Origin of the sequence: Agrobacterium vitis (assembly GCF_013337045.2) — a bacterium.
In the GTDB taxonomy this organism is placed as follows: Bacteria; Pseudomonadota; Alphaproteobacteria; order Rhizobiales; family Rhizobiaceae; genus Allorhizobium; species Allorhizobium vitis_B.
In genome coordinates this window covers 2,814,152-2,836,142 of record NZ_CP118259.1, presented here as the reverse complement: position 1 = coordinate 2,836,142, position 21,991 = coordinate 2,814,152, and the positions used below count along the sequence as shown (strand labels likewise).

Here is a 21,991-nt window from a genome sequence, read left to right as displayed (position 1 = left end):
AAACAGGACCATGAAGGTTCGGTGTTCCTGGTCTTGGATCAGGCCAATGGATGAAAGAAGAGCGCGTTATGACGACGCATGAGGTTTCGCAGTGCCGTTCGCTGTTGGCGCAGGGGCGCGTGGCTGAGGCCTTGCAGGGCTTGACGGCTCTTTTCGAGGCCCATCCTGAACATGCCGAGACCGCTCATTACTATGCGCTCGCCCTTCATCTTTCCGGCCGCTCGCCTGAGGCCGTTCCCGCTTTCGAACATGCTTTGCAACTTGCGCCAGACCAACCCGGCCTGCTGCAAAACATGATTCTTCCGCTGATTGCAGTGGGTGAGCATCAGCGCGCCATCGATATGGGTGCGCGCGCCGTGACGCTTGACGGTAAAGCCGTTGGCGCCTGGTCCAATCTGGTTCTGGCCCTGACATCGGCAAAACGATGGGATGAAGCCCTTAATGCGGCTCAACAGGGTCTGGCGATTGACGGTGATGAACCGTCGCTGCTGGCTCAAATGGGCGTCATCCTGCTGGAGCTTGGCGACAGTGCGGGAGCCGAAACCCATCTGCTCCGGGCGCTGGAGCTGAAGCCGGATGCCGAGGCTTTCTATAATCTCGGCGTGCTGTTGCATGGATTGCAACGCGAACCCGAGGCCTGTGACAGCTATACAAAGGCGCTGACGCTTGATCCCTCGCATCGGCGCGCCGCCAATAACCTGGCGGCAAGCCTGCGCATTCTGGGAAATTTGAAGGGTGCGGACCGGATCCTGAAGCAATTGATCGGCAGCGGCGATGCCCCCGTTCACCGCTTTAACCGCGCCTGCCTGCAATTGCTGGAAGGCCAGTGGAGCGAGGCCTGGACCGATTACGAGTTGCGCGATCAGGCCACCGGAAGTTCCGCCTCGCCCTTGCTGATGCAGGGGCCGCGCTGGCAGGGCGAAGCGCTGCAAGACCAGACGCTGCTGGTGTTTTATGAGCAGGGATTGGGCGATACAATCCAGTTTATCCGGTTTTTACCGCGCATTGCTGAGCGGGTTGGGCATGTGGTTTTCGTCTGCCAACCGCAACTCTACCGTCTGCTAAGCCTTTCCGAATTTTTCGCTACCCCGTCCATCACGCTCTTGCCTGATGGTGCGGATCTGCCCGCTTACGCCGCCTGGGTGCCGCTATTGTCGCTGCCGGGCCTTATCAACCTTGTGCCAGAGGCGACAGGCCAGCGCGTTCCCTACCTCACACTGGAAAAACAGCTTTTCGAGCGCTGGCGCGACTGGCTTGGCGAGTTTTCTCCAAGGCAGGAGCAAGAGCAGGAGAAGACACGTTTTCGCATCGGTCTGTCCTGGCAGGGCAATCCAAAGGCCTATGGTGAGCCGGGCCGCTCACTGCCCCTGGAACTCTTCCAGCCGCTTGCTGAATTCTCAGATGAAATTGACATCATCTCCCTGCAAAAGGGGGTGGGAGCCGATCAGCAAGCACCGGAGGGATTGCTGCTGCACCCCGTTCCGGGGCTGGATGACGGTCCCGATGCCTTTGTCGATACCGCAGCCTTGATGGCGTCGCTGGATCTGGTCATCACCTCAGATACGGCCCTTGCCCATCTTGCGGGCGCATTAGGCAGGCCGGTCTGGCTGCTGCTGAAGAAAGCCCCGGACTGGCGCTGGGGCATGGACGGTATTCTGACCGATTGGTATCCGACCATGCGGCTGTTTCGCCAGATGGAGGCGGGGCAATGGCAGCCAGTGCTTCAGGACGTGGCGCATGAGCTGAAAGTGCTGCTGTTTGCCGGACGCGCCACGGATGATGCGCCGGATGAGGCCGCTGACGGATTGAACGAGGCGATCAAGCGGCATCAGGGCCGCGATTATGGCCGGGCCGTGCAGCTTTACCGTCATGTGCTGACACAGGATTTTCAAAGAGAGCGGGTGCTCAACCTGCTTGGCATGGCGTGCCTGGAGGCCGGTGAACGCTCATCGGTGGCAGGGCGGCAGGCCATTCCCTTTTGCGCCCGCGCGGTGGCGATCCGCCCCTCGCTTGGCGATCACTGGAGCAATTTCGCCATTGCGCTCGATGCTGCGGGGCTTGTGACCGATGGGATGCGGGCGCTGCGCCACGGGCTGCTCTACGATACCGGTCACGCAGCGTGCCTTTTGGCGCTGGCCCGGCGCGAAACGTCGGTGGGTGATGCCGAAACCGCCTTGCGCCGCGCGGGCGAGGTGCTGAAAGCCCAGCCGCGCTCAGGCCACGCCCTGTCGGTTTATGCGGCGGCGGCGCTGGCGCTTGGCCGGTTCAACGTGGCGGAGGAAGCTCTGCGACGCGCCTGCCGGATCGAGCCGGAACTGGCCTCGCATCACGTGCAGCTGGGTGCTGTTCTGCTAAAAGCCAAGCAGCCGCAGGCAGCCGCCCGCGCCTGGGAAAAGGCTTTGACGCTTGACCCCGGCAATGCCGACGCCTGGAGCAATCTGGGGGTGGCGGAGCGCAATCACGGCTATCCCGATCTAGCCTGCTGGATCCAGAGACAGGGCGCACTTGCCAAGCCCGGCCATGCCGAATCCTGGAGCAATCTTGGCATCAGCCTGATGGATACCGGCCGCGAGGACGAGGCGATACTGGCCTTTGGCAAGGCGATCGAGGCCCGTCCCGGCTATGCCGATGCGGAAATGGCGCTGGGCATGTGTTTGCTGAACGAGGGCGATTATGCCCGTGGCCTGCCGCTTTACGAGCGCCGCTTCCTGGTGGAAATCCTCGGCATAGACCGCACCCGTGTCCGGCTGCCGGTTTGGCAGGGGGAGGATCTGGCGGGCAAGTCCATTCTGGTCCTGGCGGAACAGGGCTTTGGCGATGCGTTCCAGTTCGTCCGCTACGTCGCGCTCCTGAAGGCGAGAGGAGCGGCCAAGGTGATGATTGGCTGCCGCCGCAAGATTGCCGCGCTGCTGCAAACCGTGCCTGATGTTGATGGCGTCGTCTGCGAAAGCGATCCCGTCCCACCGCTCGATTACCACGTGTTCATGATGAGCCTGCCGCTGCTCTGCAACACGGTCGTCGAGACGATCCCGGCCTTTCCCGCCTATCTGTTTGCCGATCCGCTTCGGGTGCGGCGCTGGGCAAGCTTTCTTGCGGCAAAGCCTGGCTTCCGTGTCGGCCTCGTTTGGCAGGGCAATCCCGATCCGCAGGTCGATAAGGGCCGCAGCTTTCCCTTGCAGGTGTTGGCGCCGTTTGCTTCCATTGACGGTGTGCGCTTGATCGCCTTGCAAAAAGGGGCAGGCGAAGAACAGTTGGATACAGTGGATTTTGCCGTCGAGCGCCCGCCGGAGGATTTCGACAGCGGTGCCGATGCCTTTGTCGATACGGCAGCGATGATCATGAATCTCGATCTCGTCATCACCTCCGATACGGCGGTGGCGCATCTGGCTGGCGCGCTTGGCCGCCCGACCTGGGTGATCCTCAAATCTCATGCCGAATGGCGCTGGCTGCGCGGTCGCAGCGATAGCCCCTGGTATCCGGCAAGCCGGGTGTTTCGCCGCGTGGCCGATGAAGTCGAGGCGGAACCCTTTGCCGGTGTCGTCTCCCGCGTGGCCGAGGCACTTGGCAGGCTGGTCGAGGGGGACAGGGCGCAACTGTATGAGGCCGCCGAGCCGGTGGTTGCCGTTCCGGCCCAGCCGGGTCCGCAACAACGGCTGGCCGCCGCCATCCGCACCCATATGGCCGGAAATGTCCCTGCCGCCGAGGTGACCTATGCGGCGCTGCTGCATGAGGACGAAACACGGGCCGATGCGCTGCATATGCTGGGCGGGTTGGCGGTTGAGCGCCTGCATTACCATCGCGGCTATGTCCTGCTGCGGGCAGCGGCGGCACTGGGGCTTTCAACACCGATCTTCCACACCAATTATGCCATCGCCCTTCGCCATGTCGGCAAGCAGGATGAGGCCGAAGCATGCCTGCGCCAAAGCCTGGAGACCAGCCCCAGCGCCGAAGCCTATATGACGCTGGGCAATCTTTTGCGCGATACGGACCGCTATGGGCAAGCGTTGGAGGCTTACCGAGCCTCGATCCAACTGCGCCCGGATCTGTCCAAGGCCCATCGCGGGCTTGGCAATGCATTGCGCGAAATGGGCCGGGTTGAGGAGGCGATCGCCAGTCTGGACCGGGCGCTGGATCTGTTGCCCGGCGATGTCGAAACCCTGATCGACCGGGCGCATGCGCATCTGATGGCGGGCAATCTGCCGCAAGGCTTTCGCGATTACGAGGCCCGCTGGCAAGGCGCCGAAATGGTGGCACGCACGCTGCCTATGCCGCGCTGGACCGGCGAGGCGCTGCCCGACAAAGTGCTGCTGATTCACGGTGAACAGGGGTTAGGTGACCAGATCCAGTTTGCCCGTTTCGTGCGGCAGGCCGCTCTCAAGGTCGGTCATGTCATTCTGGAATTGCGTGAGCCGCTGATCAGCCTGTTTTCAACGCTGGTGGTGGAGAGACGCAACATCACCCTGCGCCGCCAGGGCGTTGATGCCATTGACGATGCCGATGTCGAGGCACCGATCATGAGCCTACCGCTGATTTTTGCAACCACGCTGGAAACGCTAGCCGGCCCAGCCAATTTCCGGCCCGATCCCCGCCGGGTGGCGGATTGGGAAGCGCGGTTTGCGCATCGTGAGGCTTTGCGGGTTGGGTTGATCTGGCAGGGCAATCCGGTTGCCCGCGCCGACAAGGGGCGTTCGCCGCCCTTGAAAATGCTGGAGCCGCTGTTTGCTGTCGAGGGCGCGCATTTCATCAGCCTGCAATTCAAGGACGGGCTGGAACAGATGGCAGGTCTGGACTTTGCCAAGGTCATGCAGGTGCCGGGGGCGGAGCTTGGCGATTTCGGCGAGACGGCAACAGCGATTGCTGCGCTTGATCTGGTGATTTCCTCCTGCACCTCCACGCTGCATCTGGCGGCGTCGCTGGGCGTGCCAAGCTTTGCGCTGCTGAAATACAGCGCGGACTGGCGCTGGATGACCGGCCGTGACGATAGCCCCTGGTATCCGGGTCTGAAACTGTTTCGCCAACCGCAGCCGGGCGATTGGACAAGTGTGGCCGAGGCGGTGGCAGAAGATCTCAAGCGGCTGGTGGAGCGTAAGCCATGACGAACCAAACTGCGTCGGGCGAAAGGCTGATCCAGGCCTTTCAGCTGCACAAGGCCGGGATGCTGGACGAGGCCATTGCCCATTACCGTGCCATTCTGGAGGAAGAGCCCGACCAGGTTGATGCGCTCAGATTGCTGGCCTCGGCGGAACGCTCGCGTGGCGATCTGGCGCAATCGCTGTCGCTTTATGCCAGGGCGCTCAGACTTGCGCCTGAGGAAAGCGATATCTGGTACAATCTCGGCAATGCGCTGGGTGAGGCCGGGCGCAAGCCGGATGCGCTGGAAGCCTATCAACGCGCCGCGCAATTGGCGCCTGACAATGCCGCCTGTTACGCCAATATCGGCGTAACCCATGCCGATCTCGACGATTATCCGGCGGCGATTATCGCTTATCGTCAAACTCTGGTGCTCGATCCGCAAAACCGCATAGCGCTCCACAATCTCGGCAATGCGCTTGCCGAACTGGGCGAGGCGGAGGCGGCGATGGCGCTGCTATCCAAGGCCCTGGAAATCTATCCGACATCCGCCGAGGCCCATTACAATCTCGGCATCAACCTGCTGCGGCTCTCCGATTATACCACTGGTTTTGCCGAGTATGAATGGCGCTGGCAGGCCGAGGGCTTTCCGGGAGAAGCACGTCACACTGAAATTGCCGATTGGAACGGGCGGCCTTTTCAAGGCAAACGGCTGCTGGTCCATGCGGAACAGGGCCTTGGCGATACGATCCAGTTCGTCAAACTGTTACCCCTGGTCAAATCGCTTGGCGGCGAGGTGATCCTGCAAGTGCCAAACAAGCTGGTCGGGCTTCTGGCGGATGTGCCGGGCGCTGACCGGGTACAGGCAGAGAACCCGCCAGCAGGAAGCGTCGATTTTCAGGTGCCGCTGCTTGGCCTGCCGCATCGGCTGAAACTGACGCCGGGCAGCGTGCCGAAGGCTCGCGCCCATTTGCAGCCACGGGCGGAGCGGGTTTCGCTATGGCGCGAACGGCTGGATTTGAAACAAGGCGAAAAAACCCTGGGCTTTGTCTGGCGCGGCAATCCCCTGTCTCCAGCGGAAAAAGGCCGCAGCCTTGCCGGTCCCGAACAGCTATCGCCCTTTGCGAACCTTGGTGGTACACGGCTGATCGCCCTGCAAAAGCTTGATGAGGCAGCGTTGGAACCTGCCGATACGCCGTCGGGCTATAAAGTGGCGGGCCTGTCCTTCACGCTGGAACATCCAGGCCCGGATTTCGATGCCGGAGCGGATGCCTTTCTCGACACAGCCGCCATCCTCACCCAGCTTTCAGCCTTCGTTTCGGTCTGCACCGCGCCGCTGCATCTGGCCGGTAGCCTTGGCGTGCCGACCATCGGCCTTTTGAAGAAAGTGCCGGATTGGCGCTGGGGTACTGAGGGCAGAACGTCGCCCTGGTATCCGTCCATCCAGCTTTGCCGCCAAAGCGAGGCGGGGGATTTCACCGCCCCGATTGCCCAGGCGGTGTCGCTTGCCGAAGCGATTACAAATAAGTCCTGATGATCTTTTTCATCGCGTCCGCTGTGCGCGACCAGGTATAGCCAGCAAGCTTGGCCGCGCCGCGCTCGCCACGGCGGCGGGCCTCGTTGCGGTCGCGCCAGACCCGCTCCAGGGTGTCTTCGATTTCATCGACGCTGCTTTCTCCCCACCCGGCCACGGAGCCGACGCCAGCGCCTTCGCCAGCAACAGGGGTCTGATGTTCCAGCGCATAGCAATTGCCGCCGTCGATCAGGTCGAGATGACCGGTATTGGCCGACAGAATGGTGGGCACGCCGCAGGCCATGCATTCCATCGCCACCAGATTGGTGCCGCCTTCGGAACGGTTGGGAAACACTGCCACGTCCATCTCGCGCAGGATTGGCGCCATCAGCGCATTGGGCACAGAGCCGAGATCGAGGAACTGATGGGCAGCGATATCGTTGGCGGCAATCCAGGCGGATTGGTCAATGGCGCCCTTGTCATTGGTGGTAATGGCGGTTGCCTTGCCGGACCGGTTGAGCGTCAGGGCAAATTGCGGCCAGGGACTATGCCAGGCGGAAACCAGCAGGGCTTCGGGATGGCGTTTGGCAAACCGGGCAAACGCGGCAACGACCAGATCCTGCCCCTTGCGCAATTCCAGCTTGCCGCCTGAAAACACCAGGAAACGGTCGGCCAGAACGCCTTGGCGCGGGCCGGGGTGAAACAGCGTCTGGTCGATGCCCTGGATGACGGTGGTGACATTGGTGAGGCCATGGGCGCGCATGATCTCTTCGTTCCAGTTCGATCCGGCAATCACCAGCGGCAATGCTTTTGCTCTGGCTTTCGTGGCCTCCGACAGTTGCGGTAGTTCGAAGAACACCACGCCCAGCGTCGGACTGCCGGAAAGCGCCACGCCTTTGGGGCCGGGCGACATGGTGAAATCATTGCCGAGCCCGGCGAGAAGCGGAGTATTGACCGTCAGGGACTTTTCGCTTTGGGCGGCGATGCGGGTCGAAAGGTCAGCGCTAGCCCGGAAAAACCCGCCAAGTGCGCGTTGCCGCAACGGATCGACGACGATCTGGTCCGATTGCAGCGGAAAGGAGGTCACCGGCTCCAGAACCGGATCGTTGGACCAGTTGAGCGCCAGGTTAAGGCCATAAATGCCCCAGCCGAAAAAGCTGGATATGCCCCAATGGATGATCACGGGCCGTCTGGGCGTCTGGGTCACGGCAGCATATCTCCAAGCCTGGTGGTTTTCAGGGCGATTCGCCCCGGTTGCAAAAGCTTAACCTGCTTTTTAAGCCGCTGGAACGGTGTGGGTCGCGTTATCAACGACGGTAAAGGAACTGTTTCTGTTTGCGACACGAATTCACGAAAATCCAGCATGGCGAAAGCTTCGGCTTCTACGGTCGGGTTGAATGGGTCCGTTCCCGGCTTGTGGGGCTGGGCGGATCCTCACGAAAAACTCGCCATGTGTGCTTTCGGCGATGGATGATGAGGTGTGTCGATGAATGCTGAAGACAGAGATCTGGCGGATGAGGGGCAGTCCAGATCCGCTCTTGCTGCATTGGCTCTTGCCACGCAAAAATTGGGCTTATCCCTCTCGGTCGAGCAATTATGCCGCGATTACGGTGATGAGGAATGCTTTTCTCTACCGCAACTGGCCGAAATCATCCGCGATCATGGGGTAAAGGCCAAGCCGATCCGCATGAACTGGAAGCTGTTGAGCCAGATGGAAGGCGCTGTCGCCGCCGTCATTCAGCTCAATGACGGATCGCTTCTTGTCTTTGAAAACTTCGTCGATGATCCGCAGACGCCGCGTATGGTATTTCGCGATCCTGCCGATTCGAAAGCCACGCGGTTTGTGGTCGATGAATTGCGGCTGACGGAAAACTGGAGCGGCCACGTCCTGCTGATGAAGCGGGAAATTTCCGAGGCAAGCGCGCGCGAGGAGTTTGGCTTTCACTGGCTGCTGGCCCAGGTGATGCAGGACCGCCGCATGGTGCGCGACGTGTTCATTTCGGCCATTTCGCTTGGCGTTCTGGCGCTGGTGCCCTCGTTATTTTATATGGTGGTGATCGACAAGGTCATGGTGCATCACCGCTTGTCGACGCTGACGCTGATGGCCGCCGCCATTCTGGTCGTGCTGCTGTTCGATATGCTGCTCGGCTATATGCGCCGGACTGTGACCGCCATCGTCACCGCCAAAATCGATGTGCGGCTGAACCTGATGATCTTCGACCGGCTGTCGCGCCTTCCAATCGAATTCTTCGAGCAGAATGCCACCGGCGGTATCGTCCACCGGTTGGGAGAAGCTCGTCGGCTGAGGGCTTTCGTCACCGGTCAATTGTTCGGCTCGGTGCTGGATATGCTGTCACTGTTCGTGCTCATTCCTGTCATGTTCCTGCTCAGCCCCGGCCTGACCTTCTGGGTTCTGGGGCTTGGCGCGGTGATGAGCCTGGTGCTGTTCATCTATATGAAGCCGATCCGCCGTGCCTATGCGCAGGTGATGGGCAGTGAACATCGCCGCACCGCCATGCTGATCGAGATGATCAACGGCATCCGCACTGTGAAATCGCTGGCGCTCGAAGGCCGCAAGCGGCGCGAATGGGACCAGAGGGTCGCCGAAGCGGTCAATAACCAGACCAATCTGCTGTTTCTGGCCAACCAGCCGCAAACCTTGCTGGCGCCTCTGGAAAAGCTGATCTACGCTGGCTCACTGTTGATCGGCGCCTATCTTGTCATCGTCAACGAGCATACGGTCATGACCGGCACGTTGGTGGCCTTCACCATGATTGCGATGCGCGCCACCCAGCCGCTGGTGCAGATGGCCGGCATGATGCAGCAGATGGAAGAGGCCCGCGGTGCGCTGCGCCAGGTCGCATCTGTTATCAATGCCGAACCCGAACCGCGCCGTGAACACGGGGTGCGCCCGGAATTTTCCGGCCGGATCAGCTTCGAGGATGTGCGCTTTGCCTATGCGGGCACCTCGTTGCCGGCGCTCAACGCCATCAATTTTCATGTCAAACCGGGCAATATCGTCGGGCTGATGGGCCGTAGCGGCTCGGGCAAGACCACGGTGACGCGGCTGTTGCAGGGCCTGCATCAGAGCTATTCCGGGCTGATCCGTCTCGATGGCGTCGAGTTGAAGGAAGTCGATCTCTATCACTTGCGCACCAATGTCGGCGTCGTGCTTCAGGAAAGCTTCCTGTTTCGCGGCACGATCCGTGACAATATCCTGATCGCCAAGCCGGATGCCTCGCCTGAGGAAATGATCGAGGCGGCGCAACTGGCCGGGGCCGATGAATTCATCGAACGTCTGCCGCGCGGCTATGACACGATGCTGGAAGAACATGCCAGCAATCTCTCCGGCGGTCAGAAGCAGCGGCTGGCAATTGCCCGGGCGCTGATCGTCAACCCGCCGATCCTGATCTTCGATGAGGCCACCAGCGCGCTCGATCCGGAAAGCGAAGCGATCATCCTGCGCAACCTGAAGCGCATTGCCGAAGGCCGCACCGTGCTGATGATTTCGCACCGCCTGTCCTCGCTTGTCGATTGCGACCAGATCCTGGTTCTGGATCGCGGCCAGCTGAAGGACAGCGGCACCCATCACGACCTGCTGCGCCGCTCCGGCGACTACCGCCACCTTTGGAACCAGCAGAACCGCCACCTGACGACGGGAAAAGATCATGACGAAAACCTTGACGCTGTCGCCTGACGAGCATCGTTACGCGGTCCGTACGACAGCGGAATTCCTGTCCGAAAGCGCCAGCATCCTGCATCGGACCCCTCCCAAATCGGCGCGGATGACGATTGCCACGGTGGCGGCCCTGATCACCAGCGCGGTCCTGCTGTCAGTGTTCATGCCGGTCGAACGGGTGGTGACTGCGCGCGGTCGCGTGGCGTCCGAGGCGCCCAATACCGTGGTGCAGCCGCTGGAAACCTCGATCGTTCGGGAAATCCTGGTGCGCGAAGGCCAGGAGGTGAAGGCGGGGCAATTGCTGGCCACGCTCGACCCGACCTTTTCGCGTGCCGACCAGACCACGGCCAGCCGGCAGATGGCCAGCCTTTCAGCCGAAGTCGAGCGGTTGAAGGCGGAAATCGATGGGCGTGATTACCAGCCGCGCGACGGCGATAGTTTTGGGAAATTGCAGCGCCGGTTCTTTGAAGCCCGCCGGTCGCAATATGAAGCCTCGATGTCGACCTTCAAGGCCAAGATCTCTTCGCTGGAGACCACGCAGGCGCAGTTGCAGCAGGAACTTGCTGTCAATCGCCAGCGCCTGTCGCTGAGCGAGGAAAGCGAGGCGATGAAAAGCGCGCTGGTCGATAAGAAATATGCCTCCCGGGCCGATGGCCTGAAGGCCAAGGACTGGGTGCTGGAAGTCACCGGCACAATCCGCGAAGTCGAGGGCAAGCTGGAAAGCGGCGCCCATGACATTCAGTCGGTGCAGTCGCAGATGGAAGATCAGGCCCAGCAATGGCGCTCCGACGCCATGGGCCAACTGGTCAAGCAGCAGGTGGCGTTGAATGCAGCCATCGAGGAGCTGAACAAGGCCGACAAGCGTTCCGACCTGATCGAACTGAAGGCGCCGGAAGACGCAACCGTGCTTCAGATCGGCGAAATTTCCATCGGTTCGGTGGCGCAGACGGCACAGAAAATGTTCGTGCTGGTGCCCAAGGCAGCCCGGCTTGAAGTAGAAACGGAAATTTCCACCCAGGACCAGGGCTTTATCAAGGTTGGCCAGCCGGTCGATATCAAGCTCGATGCCTGGCCTTTCGCCCGCTTTGGCGGCTTGCGCGGCACGGTCCGGGCTGTCAGCCCCGATAGTCTGAAAGTCTCACGCGGCGACGGTGCGGCGACGCAAGGCGCATCCGAGCGGACATTCTATATCGCCAAGATCACCATCGACGACCCGCATCTGAAAAGCAATCCGGCCGATTTCAATCTGATTGCCGGGATGACACTGGTGACGGACGTGGTTGTTGGCGACCAGACTGTGGCGGCCTATCTGTTTGACCGGGTTGTGCCGGTCGTGAGCGAGGGAATGCGCGAACCATGAAGCAATTGCTGTCTTTTGTGCCCTTTTTTGTCCGAGGCGCGGCAATCCGGCAGGCTTATCGCCATGGCATGAAGAAGCTCGGCGCGGGCCGGATGCCGCTGGCCGCGAGTGCCCTGCGCAAGGCGGCCAAGGGTGGCCATGTCGGGGCATCCTATGAACTGGCGCGGCTTTATGAATCAGGACGCGGGGTGATTTCCGATCTGGCAGAGGCCCGCCGGTTGGCGCGCTATGCCGCCGATGCGGGGCATGTCGGTGCCATGGCCCTGACGGCCCGGCTCTATCTGATTTCACCGCGCCAGGACATGCCGACGTCTCCGGCGGCTGTGCGGCTCTATGGCGATGTCATGCAACTGGTTTGCGAGCCGGAACTGGCCCGTGACTATGCGCTTCGCGCCCATGAGCACGGCAATGTCGATGGTTCGGCGCTGGCCGGTTATCTTCTGGCGTCCGGCATTGGCGGCGAGGCCGATCCGCATACGGCGCTGATCTGCTACGAGCCAGCGGTGACGGCTGGCAGTGTGCGGGCGCATCTGGGCATGGGAACGCTGCTGGCCGGTGGGCATTTGGGCGAGGTGGATTATGCCCGCGCCCTGCCATATTTCAAATACGCGGCGGCGGCCGGCAATAGTACGGCGCGCCATTACCTTGCCATGCAATATCTGAACGGTCTTGGCACCGCACCTGATGAGGAGAAGGCACTGCGCCTGCTCAGCGCCGCTGCCGCCAAGGGCTACCGCTCCTCTGTCGAGGAGCTGGCGAAATATTATCTCCACGAAGCCTATCCCGAGCGGGACCGCGCCCGGGGTGTGCGCTGGCTGACGGCGCTTGGCCGCATGGGCGACAGGCGCGCCTGCCGTGACCTGGAGCGACGCTATCGCCATGGCATCGACGTCAAGGCCAGTTCGGTGGAAGCGCTGATGTGGCTGGAAAAGGCGGCGTTGAAAGGCGATGTCGCGGCCCAGTTCCAGATGGCGGTGGTTGCCGCGACCGGTGCAGGCGAAGGTGAGGGCGATCTCAACCAGGCGCGGATCTGGTTCGAAATGGCAGCTGAAAACGGTCATGCCCTTGCCATGGTCAATCTGGGGCGGTTCCGCATGAAGGGCATTGGTGGCATCGTCGATCTCGACGGCGCGCGAGACATGCTGGAACTGGCTGTCGAGGCTGGCGAAATGGCGGCCTATGCAGTGCTGGGAGAGTTCCACGCCTATTACGCCGATCCATCGGATGTCGAGGCGGCCCGTGAAATCCTCATGCACGGCGTCGAAAAGGAAGATGCTGTCTGCAAGGATATTTTGGCACGGCTCGAAGAAAAGCTGTTGGCCAAGGTGGCCTGAAGGTCAAGGTAAGCTAAAGGCTGTAGACTTGATCATCATGCCCGAATTATGAACTGTCACAGTCGCGTTGATGCCGTCGTTTCGTGTGCATGCTACTCTTAAAGAGTGCATGGTGCCGGAGCGATGGCGTAACCGTAAGGAACAAACCGGCACTTCAAGCCTTTTGAGCCCAACTCTGACCGATCCGGACATTCATGACGACTCAACAGATTTTGGCTTTCGCCGTCATCGGCCTGATGATGGTGGCTTTCATGTGGGACCGTATCCGCTATGATGTGGTGGCGGGGCTAACCCTTCTGGCCGCGATCGCTCTTGGTCTTGTGCCAGCCGACAAGGCGTTTTCCGGGTTCAGTGACGATATCGTCATCATCGTCGGCAGTGCCCTGGTGGTCAGCGCCGGGGTGGCGCGGTCCGGTCTGGTCGATGCCGCCATCAAACGCTTCTTCCCCAACTTGACATCGACCCGCGCCCAGATGTTGCTTCTGGTGCTGACGGTGACGGTGCTGTCGGCCTTCATCAAGAATATCGGCGCATTGGCTATCATGATGCCGGTCGCGTTCCAGTTCTCGAAGAAGTCAGGGACGCCGGTCTCCGCCTTCCTGATGCCGATGGCGTTTGGTGCGTTGTTGGGCGGGCTGATGACCCAGATCGGCACCTCGCCCAATATTGTCGTATCCAGGCTGCGGGGTGAACTGACCGGCACGCCGTTCACCATGTTCGATTTCACCCCTGTCGGCGCGATCCTGGCCGTTGCCGGGGTGATTTTCCTGATGTTGTTCTATTGGCTGGTGCCCAAGCGCCAGAACCAGAACCCGACCTTGCAGGAAGCACTCGGCAATTCCAATTTCTCCACCGAGGCGACCCTGCCCGGAGGCTCGGCGCTGTCAGGCAAGCCGCTGCGCGATCTGTTGAAACCCACCGCCGGCGAGGTGATCGCCACTGCCATCCTGCGCGGCCACAGCCGTATTTCGCCTTTCCCAGACATGGTGTTGAAAGAGCAGGACACATTGCTGCTCGAGGGACCGTCCGATGCGCTTGACCGGCTGGTCAGCCAATCCGGGCTAAAACTGTCGGGCCGGGAAATCGGTTCAGGCGGTGAAATCACCGCCATCGAGGCGGTGGTCGGGCCGGGTTCGCCGCTGGAAGGCCTGACGGCCCGCGATGTGTCGTTGTTCAATACCTATGGCATCAATCTGCTGGCCGTCAGCCGTCGCGGCAAGCGGCTGAAGGAGCGGCTGGCGCATGTGGCCTTGCGCGCTGGCGATGTCGTCGTGCTTCAGGGCCGACGCACCGCCCTGCCGGCCGTGTTGCAGACGCTGGATTGCCTGCCGCTGGCTGAGCGCGAAATCCTGCTCGGCACCAGCCGCAGCGCGCTTATCCCGGTGCTGATCCTGATTGCTGCGATGGGATCGACGGCGCTTGGCCTTGCGCCGGTGCCGGTTGCCTTCTTTGCCGCGGCTGTGGCGATGGTGGTGTTTCGGGTCATTCCGCTCAACGATTTTTATCAAGCCGTCGATGGTCCGATCCTCGTCATGCTGGCGGCGTTGATCCCGGTTAGCGATACATTGCGCAGCACCGGCGGAACGGATGTGATTGCGGGATGGCTTGGCCATGTTGCCCATGGGCTGCCGCCTTACGGTGCGCTGGCGCTGATCCTGGTGACCGCCATGGCGGTAACGCCATTTCTCAACAATGCCGCCACCGTGCTGGTCATGGCGCCGATTGCCGCCAGCTTCGCCCATAATCTCGGCTTCCGGCCTGACGCCTTCCTGATGGCGGTAGCAATCGGCGCCGGTTGTGATTTCCTCACCCCGATTGGTCATCAATGCAACACGTTGGTGATGGGGCCGGGCGGCTATAAGTTCAGCGATTATCCACGCCTTGGCCTGCCGCTGTCGCTGTTGATCATTCTGGTCGCCATCCCCGCGCTGATCGTCGTCTGGCCGTTGAAATGATCAACGTTGAGTGGGCCTGAAATGCCGAAAGCCTGCGTTGGCGGAACGCAGGCTTTCAAGCGGGGGACGGGGGTTTTAGGTTCGCGGGATTCACAACCGCTTTCCTGCACTCCTAACGGGCGGTGGCAGAAATGGTTCCGTCCTCATCTGATATTTTTTGATTTTTTCATGATCCTTTTTCAAGATCCCCTGTCACCGACCCATGTGTTCCCGCCGATGCTTGGGTTTTCCTTGACGCTTGGCCTTAGATATGGCCTAAGGCCAGCCAAAGGATTATCGCTGGAAGCCTGCCTTGAGCGTGGCTTTCACCGCGTCCAGATCATCAAAATGCGATGGCTTGGCTCTGTCCGATCCTCGCCTCCATGACCACGAGCAAAATCATGACCACTTCCGGCGTCCGCGTCCGTATCGCTCCTTCTCCCACCGGTGAACCGCATGTCGGCACAGCCTATATCGCGCTGTTCAACTATCTGTTCGCCAAGAAACACGGCGGCGAATTCATTCTGCGCATCGAAGATACCGATGCGACCCGCTCGACGGCTGAATTCGAGCAGAAGGTGCTGGACGCGCTGAAATGGACCGGCCTGACCTGGGCCGAAGGCCCTGACGTCGGCGGTCCCTACGGTCCCTACCGCCAGTCCGAGCGCAAGGACACCTACCGTCCTTTCGTGGACAAGATGGTGACTGAGGGCAATGCCTTCCGCTGTTTCTGCACGCCTGCCCGGCTGGACCAGATGCGCGAAGCGCAGCGCGCTGCGGGCAAGCCGCCCGGCTATGATGGTCTCTGCCTGCATTTGAAGGCGGAAGAAGTCGATGCCCGTGTTGCCGCAGGCGAGCCCCATGTCGTGCGCCTGAAAATCCCGACCGAAGGCTCCTGCGATTTCCATGACGGCGTTTATGGCGACGTGTCGATCCCGTGGGAAAGCGTTGACATGCAGGTTCTGTTGAAGGCCGATGGCATGCCGACCTATCACATGGCCAATGTGGTTGATGACCACCTGATGAAGATCACCCATGTGGCGCGCGGCGAGGAATGGCTGGCCTCGGTGCCGAAGCATATCCTGATCTACAAATATCTCGGTCTTGAGCCGCCGGTGTTCATGCATCTCAGCCTGATGCGCAATGCCGACAAATCCAAGTTGTCGAAGCGCAAGAACCCGACCTCGATTTCCTATTATTCGGCGCTTGGCTATCTGCCGGAAGCACTGATGAATTTCCTCGGCCTGTTCTTCATGCAGATCGCCGAAGGCGAAGAGCTGTTGACTATGGAAGAGCTGATTGCCAAGTTCGACCCCGACAATCTCTCCAAGGCGGGCGCGATCTTCGATATCCAGAAGCTCGATTGGCTGAACGGTCGCTGGCTGCGCGAAAAGCTGACGCCGGACGAATTCCTGGGCCGCGTTCTGACCTGGGCCAGCGAAAATGACCGGCTGACGGAAGGCCTGAAGCTCGCCCAGAGCCGGATCACCAAGCTTGGCGAATTGCCGCCGCTGGCAGGCTTCCTGCTGGCCAATGATGTCGGGTTGACGCCTGCTTCCTTCGGCGGATTGAAGACCAGCCCGGCGGAAACGCTTGAGATCGTCACCACCGTTCAGGCCGATCTTGAAAAGATCCTGGAGTGGAACGTGGCGACTATCGAGGAAGAGCTGCGGGCCATTGCCGACCGGTTGGGCAAGAAGCTGCGGGTCGTGACCCCACCGCTGTTCGTTGCCGTTTCCGGCAGCCAGCGGTCGCTGCCGCTGTTTGACAGCATGGCACTGCTGGGCCGTTCCGTGGTGCGCCAGCGCCTCAAGGTGGCCATTCAGGTGTTGACCTCCATGGCTGGCAGCGGAAACTAGAGCAGAAGTTGAGTTAAATGCCCGATGATGAAAACGCACTTGTTTTGAAGCTCTTGATGGACGTCGCCGTCGCGCGCAAACGAGCTGCAGAAGCAACACTGAATGCTTATGCAGCGAACGCTTTGCCGGAGCTGGCGACTGAAGAGGACCTCCGGTTTTGGAGGGACGCACTGAACGATGCTGAAGATGAGATCCTGCGTTTAACGAACGGCGACAATTGAAAACAGCCACGTAAGGCGAACATACGATGACCGAACAAAACACCGAAACCGCCCTTTCCTCAGACGCCACCGAGGTGCGCCGCCAGAAATTGGCGCTGCTGCGCCAGCAGATCGGCGATGTCTATCCGGCCCATTTCCACCGCACCGCCACCACGGCTGAACTGGCCGAAAAATATGCGGAGCTGGAGCCAGACACGGAATCGGGCGATACGGTCACGGTTGCCGGGCGCATTTATTCCTCGCGCAATTCTGGCATGTTCATGGACCTGCGCGATGCATCGGGCAAAATCCAGATTTTCAGCCATAAGGACATGACACCGGAAGCGGCCCGCGCCATGCTGCCGATGATCGATCTGGGCGATATTGTTGGCGTTACCGGCCAGGTTCGCCGCACCAAGCGTGGTGAGCTGACCATTAACGCTGAAACCATCACCATGCTGACCAAGACGCTGCTGCCGATGCCGGAGAAATATCACGGCGTGACGGACATCGAAGTCCGCTATCGCAAGCGCCATCTCGACATTTTGACCAATGACGAATCCAAGCTTCGCTTCCAGCAGCGCTCCAAGATCGTTTCCGGCATTCGTCGTTTCATGGAAAACGATGGCTTCATGGAGGTGGAAACCCCCATGCTGCAATCCGTCTATGGCGGTGCGTCCGCTGATCCGTTCAAGACCCATCACAACACGCTGAAGCAGGATATGTATCTGCGCATTGCGCCGGAACTGTTTCTGAAGCGCACGCTGGTGTCTGGCCTTGCCGACAAGATTTTCGAAATCAACCGCAACTTCCGCAATGAAGGCGTGTCCACCCGGCATAATCCTGAATTCACCATGATGGAATGCTACTGGGCCTATGCCGACTACGAAGACGTGATGGATCTGGTCGAGCGCCTGTTTGCCGACCTTGCCATGCGCATTCACGGCTCAACCGAATTTGCCTTTGGCGATAAGGAAATTTCCTTCAAGGGTCCGTTCAAGCGGGTGCCGATGCCGGATGCCGTCAAGGACGTCACGGGCATCGATTTCCTGGCCATCAAGACCGATGAGGAAGCCCGCGCGGCGGCCAAGGCTGCCGGGTTTGCGGTCGAAAAGGATTGGACCTGGGGCGAATGTCTGTCCTTCATCTTTGAAGAAAAGGTCGAGGGCACGCTGATCCAGCCAAGCCATGTGACGCATTTCCCCAAGGACATCTCGCCTTTTGCCAAGGAAGTGCCGGGCGAGCCGCGTCTGGTGGAACGGTTTGAGACCTATTGCAACGCCTGGGAAATCGGCAATGCCTTTTCCGAGCTGAACGACCCGGAAGAACAGCGCAAACGCATGGTTGAACAGCTCGAACAGGCCCATGCCCGTGGCGAAAAGGACAAGCAGCTCGACGATGAATTCCTCGACGCCATCGACCAGGGCATGCCCCCGGCAGGCGGGCTTGGCATCGGCGTCGATCGGTTGATCATGCTGCTGACCAATGCGCCGTCGATCCGTGACATCATTCTCTTCCCGGCGCGGCGCGCCAAGGTCGATTGATAGCGCCAGTCAACCAGCGGGGCTGAAAAGTTCTATAGCATCGTGCCGATTGTGTTTTCTGCACGATGCTATTTCTGGGCAATTCTGGCGCCTCTATCGCAGTGAAATACCGCGCGGCAGAACCGAGGGTGTAGTGCTTGACTCGGTCACCAGCGGTTTTGCATCATTCTGCACTTCGGCTTGTGATGCGGTTGCCGCTGGCGGCTGGTCTGTGCCTGTGACCATGGCTTTGATCGAACTCAGCCACCCCTTATTTTCGACCTGGCTCTCCACGGCCTGTGGCGTCGGATCTGCTGCGGCCACTGGCGACGCCGCCGCCGGAGCAGATGCAGCTGCGGGGGATGCTGTGGCGGGAGCAGGTTCTTCTGTCTTTTCGCCAATTACCTGATCAACCCCTTGCCGTTGAGTGGCTGCCTTGTCAGGGGCAGCCTGATGAGCGGCCACCGCGTCGGTGGACGCTTGATGAGGGGCCGCATTGTCGGAGGTTGCATGGTTGCCCTCTGGGGCATGGGCAAGAGAGGCTGCATCGGCAGATGGGGCGGCGTCATGTGCCGGTGCTGCCGGTTTCTCTTCAGCGCCGAAAATCATGCCTTTAAGCGAGGCGATCAAGCCGGGCTTTTCCTCTGCTGGCGCTTCGCTGCCATGCGCCTCGGCTGGAGCCGCTTCGCCATGTGCCGCTTCACCATGCGCTGCCTCGCCATGCGAGCTCTGCCCTTCCTTGGGTTTTTCCTTGGCGTGCCCATCTTCTTTGGCGTGGCCGCCTTCTTTCTTACCTTCGCCTTCGGGCGTGGCGAGTACGGGCTTTTCGCAAGGAGCCGCGTCCGTCAGCTTGGCCATCATAGCGCTGGCATCGGCCTGAGGCATTTCCACCCGCTCGCCGTAGAAATCGCCATTGCCATTGGCCGGTTTGTCGACATAACGTGCCGTCAGGCTCTGCATCTGCGCGGTTTCGGCCATGTGGGCAGGATTGGCGATATAGATCACATCGGCGCCAATGGCGCGACCGCGAATGTCGGACCGGTCCTTCGGCCCCTTCTGATCGAGCACGACGACCTGGACGAGATCTGGTTTTTCTGTCTCAGCAACGGATTTGGCGATGCGGAGCGCGGTCTTGATGCGGGTTACGCCATCGGTTGCGTCCGTGGTGACATATTTACGCACCCACAGCCGGTCCTTGCGCTTGATGGTGGCCGATTGCAGTTCCATGCAGGTCAGGCCGTTGACCTCGCTATAGGATGGCCCGAGCAGCGCATCACGGCCGATATAGACGGCAGCCGAACCCGTTGCACCGCACAGGACAGCAACGCCGCCGACGATCAGCAGGAGCTTGCGCGACAAATGGATTTTGCCTGGCAATAGCTTCACGACACACGATATCCCATGGCCCACTCCAAAAACGCAAAACTCCCGCTACAGCGCCGTGCACCAGATATGATGCACTCAGCTTCGCTGTAGCTCTTTAAATGTGCTGCATAATTTTCACCTCAAGCCGATGCCGACTTAAGGATTTATGCAGTAGTTTTAGGAGTTTCTTGTTGCTGAAGGCTTAATTGAGCATATTCGTTTCTTCTGTGTCGATGGATATTCTCAACCACGGTTAATAAGAGCGTAAACAGTTCTCGTAAGAAGTTTAGTTAAGAAGCAGGTTCTGCAATAGATTGAACCTCAAGGGCTTTTCGCCGTGCCACCACCTGTTCGCGCCAGACGGTGAACAGGCCTGCCCCCACCACGATAACCGAGCCCAGCACCATATTACGGGTCAGGCTTTCGCCAAACACCGTCACCGCGATGATCGAGCCCAAGACCAGCTGGTAATAGGCAATCGGTTGCAACACCACGGCATTCAAATGCTCATAGGCCTTGATCAGCGACAGATGCCCGGCAATGCCAGTGCAGCACAGCGCCAGCATCCAGAACCAATCCTGTCTGGCAATTGGGGCCAGGAAAAATGGTGCCATGCAATTGGCCCCGACAAAGCCGACCATGCACATATAGAAAAAGCTGGTGACGGGCGGATCGTCGCGGCTGACCAGCCGCGTCAGAATGCCGTAAAAAGCCCCTGATAGCGCACAGAACAGTGGTAGCGCCACCATCAGGCTGAAACTGCCCGAGCCCGGCGAAAGGATCAGCACCACGCCGAGCATGCCGACCAGGATCGCCGTCCAGCGCCGCCAGCCCACCTGTTCGCCCAGCAGCGGCACCGACAGCAGCGCCACGAAAATCGGCCCGGCGGCAAAGATCGCCTGCGATTGGGCAAGCCCGACATAGTGAAAGGCAGCAATCGACACCAGGATCTGCGCGCCCAGCAACAAGCCCCGCAGGATTTGCAGGACAGGCCGTTTGGTTTTTACGGCAGCGACCAGACCATTGCGGCTGCGGGCGGCCAGAATGAGCGCGAAGATCGCAAAGGCCCAATAGCGCACGGTGGCGACCACGACCGGCGAATAGCTATCGCCCAGATGCTTGGAAATGCCATCCTGCATGGAAAACACCGTATAGGCGGCAAAGGCAAAGACATAGCCAAGCGAAGTCGATTTCATCATGTCAACAAACGGAGAAAAGGGCCATCGAAGAGAGCCGAGGCCATGAAAGCAAGGGAAGAACGCGAGTTCCGCGAAGACCGTACTTTGTCATCATCGGGCAACGAAAACAACGCCTCAAGCTTATTTATGGTCGGAATCAATCATAAACATCGTGACGGGCAGGGTCGTCACTCCATATGGGCCGAATGTCCACCTGAATTTAACGGATCGTCGGGTAAGACAATGTGACCATAAAAATGTAGCGCACCGCCGCCCACAGAAAGGCCCGCAGGCCTTTTCCAGCAACAGGAGAATGCCATGCCTACAGCAGCCAGTCTCAGCCGCAGGCCTTTTCGCCAGATGACGGGGCGCAGCGTGCTGGCGTTTTTCCTGGTATTTGCCGCCATGCCTGCGCTCAGCCAGACGGTGATCCCGGCACCTTCTGTCAATGGCCAGGGGAATGGCGCACCAGGCGGAATGGATTTTCCCGATCCCTATCTCTGGCATGTCACCGGCCTCAAGCCCGGTCAGCAATTGCCGGTTCTGTCGGGCGCAGGGCCGAATTTCCGCATCATTCATGCGCTGACCGAAGGCACGCCTGTTGATATGCAGAATTGTATGGAAAGCCGGGGCGGTTATTGGTGCCGGATTGCCACGGTAGACCGTCCGCGCATCAGCCGCTGGGTGGATGGACGCTATGTCGTCAAAACCGGCGGTGAACCGCCGGGGATGATTGGCGGTGTGCCGGTCGATCCGGTGATTGAACTGCCTGTGGGTAAAGGCCAAGGAGGCAAAGGCCAGGGCGGGCAGGGCGGCTCCGGCTGGCAGAACAATGGCAGCGGCTATGCCAACCCGTTCGGCAATAGCAGCGGGGCAGGCGGCAATAGCAACGAGGCAGGCGGCAACCGCGGCGAGTGAGATTTCGCGGTAATGAGAAAAGGGCGCAGCCTTTGCCGCGCCCTTTTTAACTCAACAG

13 protein-coding genes are annotated in these 21,991 nt (G+C 60.3%); 10 read left to right on the top strand and 3 right to left on the bottom strand.

Features of this window, described 5'->3' with window-relative positions; all coding sequences use genetic code 11:
- Nucleotides 1–68: 68 nt before the first annotated feature.
- Together G6L01_RS13615 and G6L01_RS13610 are read left to right on the top strand one after the other, a co-directional pair.
- Nucleotides 69–5,096, top strand: a complete 5,028-nt coding sequence (locus G6L01_RS13615) for a tetratricopeptide repeat protein (RefSeq protein ID WP_174089269.1) — start codon at nucleotides 69–71, stop codon at nucleotides 5,094–5,096.
- Nucleotides 5,093–6,604, top strand: a complete 1,512-nt coding sequence (locus tag G6L01_RS13610; protein ID WP_071206515.1) for a tetratricopeptide repeat protein — start codon at nucleotides 5,093–5,095, stop codon at nucleotides 6,602–6,604. Before G6L01_RS13615 ends, G6L01_RS13610 begins: the two co-directional genes overlap by 4 nt.
- Here G6L01_RS13610 and G6L01_RS13605 read toward each other — a convergent pair.
- Nucleotides 6,588–7,790, bottom strand: coding sequence for a glycosyltransferase family 4 protein (locus G6L01_RS13605; protein WP_081344192.1), 1,203 nt, complete (start codon nucleotides 7,788–7,790; stop codon nucleotides 6,588–6,590). The two genes, G6L01_RS13610 and G6L01_RS13605, sit on opposite strands and share 17 nt — an antisense overlap.
- A gap of 279 nt (nucleotides 7,791–8,069) precedes the next feature.
- On the opposite strand from G6L01_RS13605, the gene G6L01_RS13600 reads away from it, so the two are divergent.
- From G6L01_RS13600 to lysS, 7 genes are all read left to right on the top strand, one after another.
- Nucleotides 8,070–10,280, top strand: a complete 2,211-nt coding sequence (locus tag G6L01_RS13600) for a peptidase domain-containing ABC transporter (RefSeq protein ID WP_070166901.1) — start codon at nucleotides 8,070–8,072, stop codon at nucleotides 10,278–10,280.
- Nucleotides 10,252–11,622 (top strand): HlyD family type I secretion periplasmic adaptor subunit, encoded by a 1,371-nt coding sequence (locus G6L01_RS13595; RefSeq protein WP_070166900.1) that lies wholly within the window; start codon nucleotides 10,252–10,254, stop codon nucleotides 11,620–11,622. Before G6L01_RS13600 ends, G6L01_RS13595 begins: the two co-directional genes overlap by 29 nt.
- Nucleotides 11,619–12,956, top strand: coding sequence for a tetratricopeptide repeat protein (locus G6L01_RS13590; RefSeq protein WP_070166899.1), 1,338 nt, complete (start codon nucleotides 11,619–11,621; stop codon nucleotides 12,954–12,956). The genes G6L01_RS13595 and G6L01_RS13590 overlap by 4 nt, the downstream gene beginning before the upstream one ends.
- Before the next feature lie 194 nt (nucleotides 12,957–13,150).
- The gene (locus G6L01_RS13585; protein ID WP_071206517.1) at nucleotides 13,151–14,911 is read left to right on the top strand and encodes an SLC13 family permease; all 1,761 of its coding nucleotides are present in this window, start codon (nucleotides 13,151–13,153) and stop codon (nucleotides 14,909–14,911) included.
- A gap of 380 nt (nucleotides 14,912–15,291) precedes the next feature.
- Nucleotides 15,292–16,749, top strand: a complete 1,458-nt coding sequence (gene gltX, locus G6L01_RS13580; protein WP_070167011.1) for a glutamate--tRNA ligase — start codon at nucleotides 15,292–15,294, stop codon at nucleotides 16,747–16,749.
- Nucleotides 16,750–16,766: 17 nt separating this feature from the next.
- The gene (locus tag G6L01_RS13575; RefSeq protein WP_070166897.1) at nucleotides 16,767–16,970 is read left to right on the top strand and encodes a hypothetical protein; all 204 of its coding nucleotides are present in this window, start codon (nucleotides 16,767–16,769) and stop codon (nucleotides 16,968–16,970) included.
- A gap of 26 nt (nucleotides 16,971–16,996) precedes the next feature.
- Nucleotides 16,997–18,493, top strand: coding sequence for a lysine--tRNA ligase (lysS, locus tag G6L01_RS13570; protein ID WP_070166896.1), 1,497 nt, complete (start codon nucleotides 16,997–16,999; stop codon nucleotides 18,491–18,493).
- Nucleotides 18,494–18,586: 93 nt separating this feature from the next.
- Here lysS and G6L01_RS13565 read toward each other — a convergent pair whose 3' ends face one another.
- On the bottom strand, nucleotides 18,587–19,831 hold the full coding sequence (locus tag G6L01_RS13565; RefSeq protein WP_070166895.1) for a hypothetical protein: 1,245 nt from the start codon (nucleotides 19,829–19,831) through the stop codon (nucleotides 18,587–18,589).
- A gap of 296 nt (nucleotides 19,832–20,127) precedes the next feature.
- Nucleotides 20,128–21,033 (bottom strand): DMT family transporter, encoded by a 906-nt coding sequence (locus tag G6L01_RS13560; protein ID WP_070167010.1) that lies wholly within the window; start codon nucleotides 21,031–21,033, stop codon nucleotides 20,128–20,130.
- 300 nt (nucleotides 21,034–21,333) lie between these two features.
- On the opposite strand from G6L01_RS13560, the gene G6L01_RS13555 reads away from it, so the two are divergent.
- Nucleotides 21,334–21,933, top strand: a complete 600-nt coding sequence (locus G6L01_RS13555) for an SH3 domain-containing protein (protein ID WP_174089268.1) — start codon at nucleotides 21,334–21,336, stop codon at nucleotides 21,931–21,933.
- Nucleotides 21,934–21,991: the final 58 nt, after the last annotated feature.

What these genes read in the sequence shown, in the direction of transcription:
- G6L01_RS13615 (WP_174089269.1), top strand. Translation starts at nt 69, where the DNA reads ATGACGACGCATGAGGTTTCGCAGTGCCGTTCGCTGTTGGCGCAGGGG.
- G6L01_RS13610 (WP_071206515.1), top strand. Translation starts at nt 5,093, where the DNA reads ATGACGAACCAAACTGCGTCGGGCGAAAGGCTGATCCAGGCCTTTCAG.
- G6L01_RS13600 (WP_070166901.1), top strand. Translation starts at nt 8,070, where the DNA reads ATGAATGCTGAAGACAGAGATCTGGCGGATGAGGGGCAGTCCAGATCC.
- G6L01_RS13595 (WP_070166900.1), top strand. Translation starts at nt 10,252, where the DNA reads ATGACGAAAACCTTGACGCTGTCGCCTGACGAGCATCGTTACGCGGTC.
- G6L01_RS13590 (WP_070166899.1), top strand. Translation starts at nt 11,619, where the DNA reads ATGAAGCAATTGCTGTCTTTTGTGCCCTTTTTTGTCCGAGGCGCGGCA.
- G6L01_RS13585 (WP_071206517.1), top strand. Translation starts at nt 13,151, where the DNA reads ATGACGACTCAACAGATTTTGGCTTTCGCCGTCATCGGCCTGATGATG.
- gltX (WP_070167011.1), top strand. Translation starts at nt 15,292, where the DNA reads ATGACCACTTCCGGCGTCCGCGTCCGTATCGCTCCTTCTCCCACCGGT.
- G6L01_RS13575 (WP_070166897.1), top strand. Translation starts at nt 16,767, where the DNA reads ATGCCCGATGATGAAAACGCACTTGTTTTGAAGCTCTTGATGGACGTC.
- lysS (WP_070166896.1), top strand. Translation starts at nt 16,997, where the DNA reads ATGACCGAACAAAACACCGAAACCGCCCTTTCCTCAGACGCCACCGAG.
- G6L01_RS13560 (WP_070167010.1), bottom strand. Translation starts at nt 21,033, where the DNA reads ATGAAATCGACTTCGCTTGGCTATGTCTTTGCCTTTGCCGCCTATACG.
- G6L01_RS13555 (WP_174089268.1), top strand. Translation starts at nt 21,334, where the DNA reads ATGCCTACAGCAGCCAGTCTCAGCCGCAGGCCTTTTCGCCAGATGACG.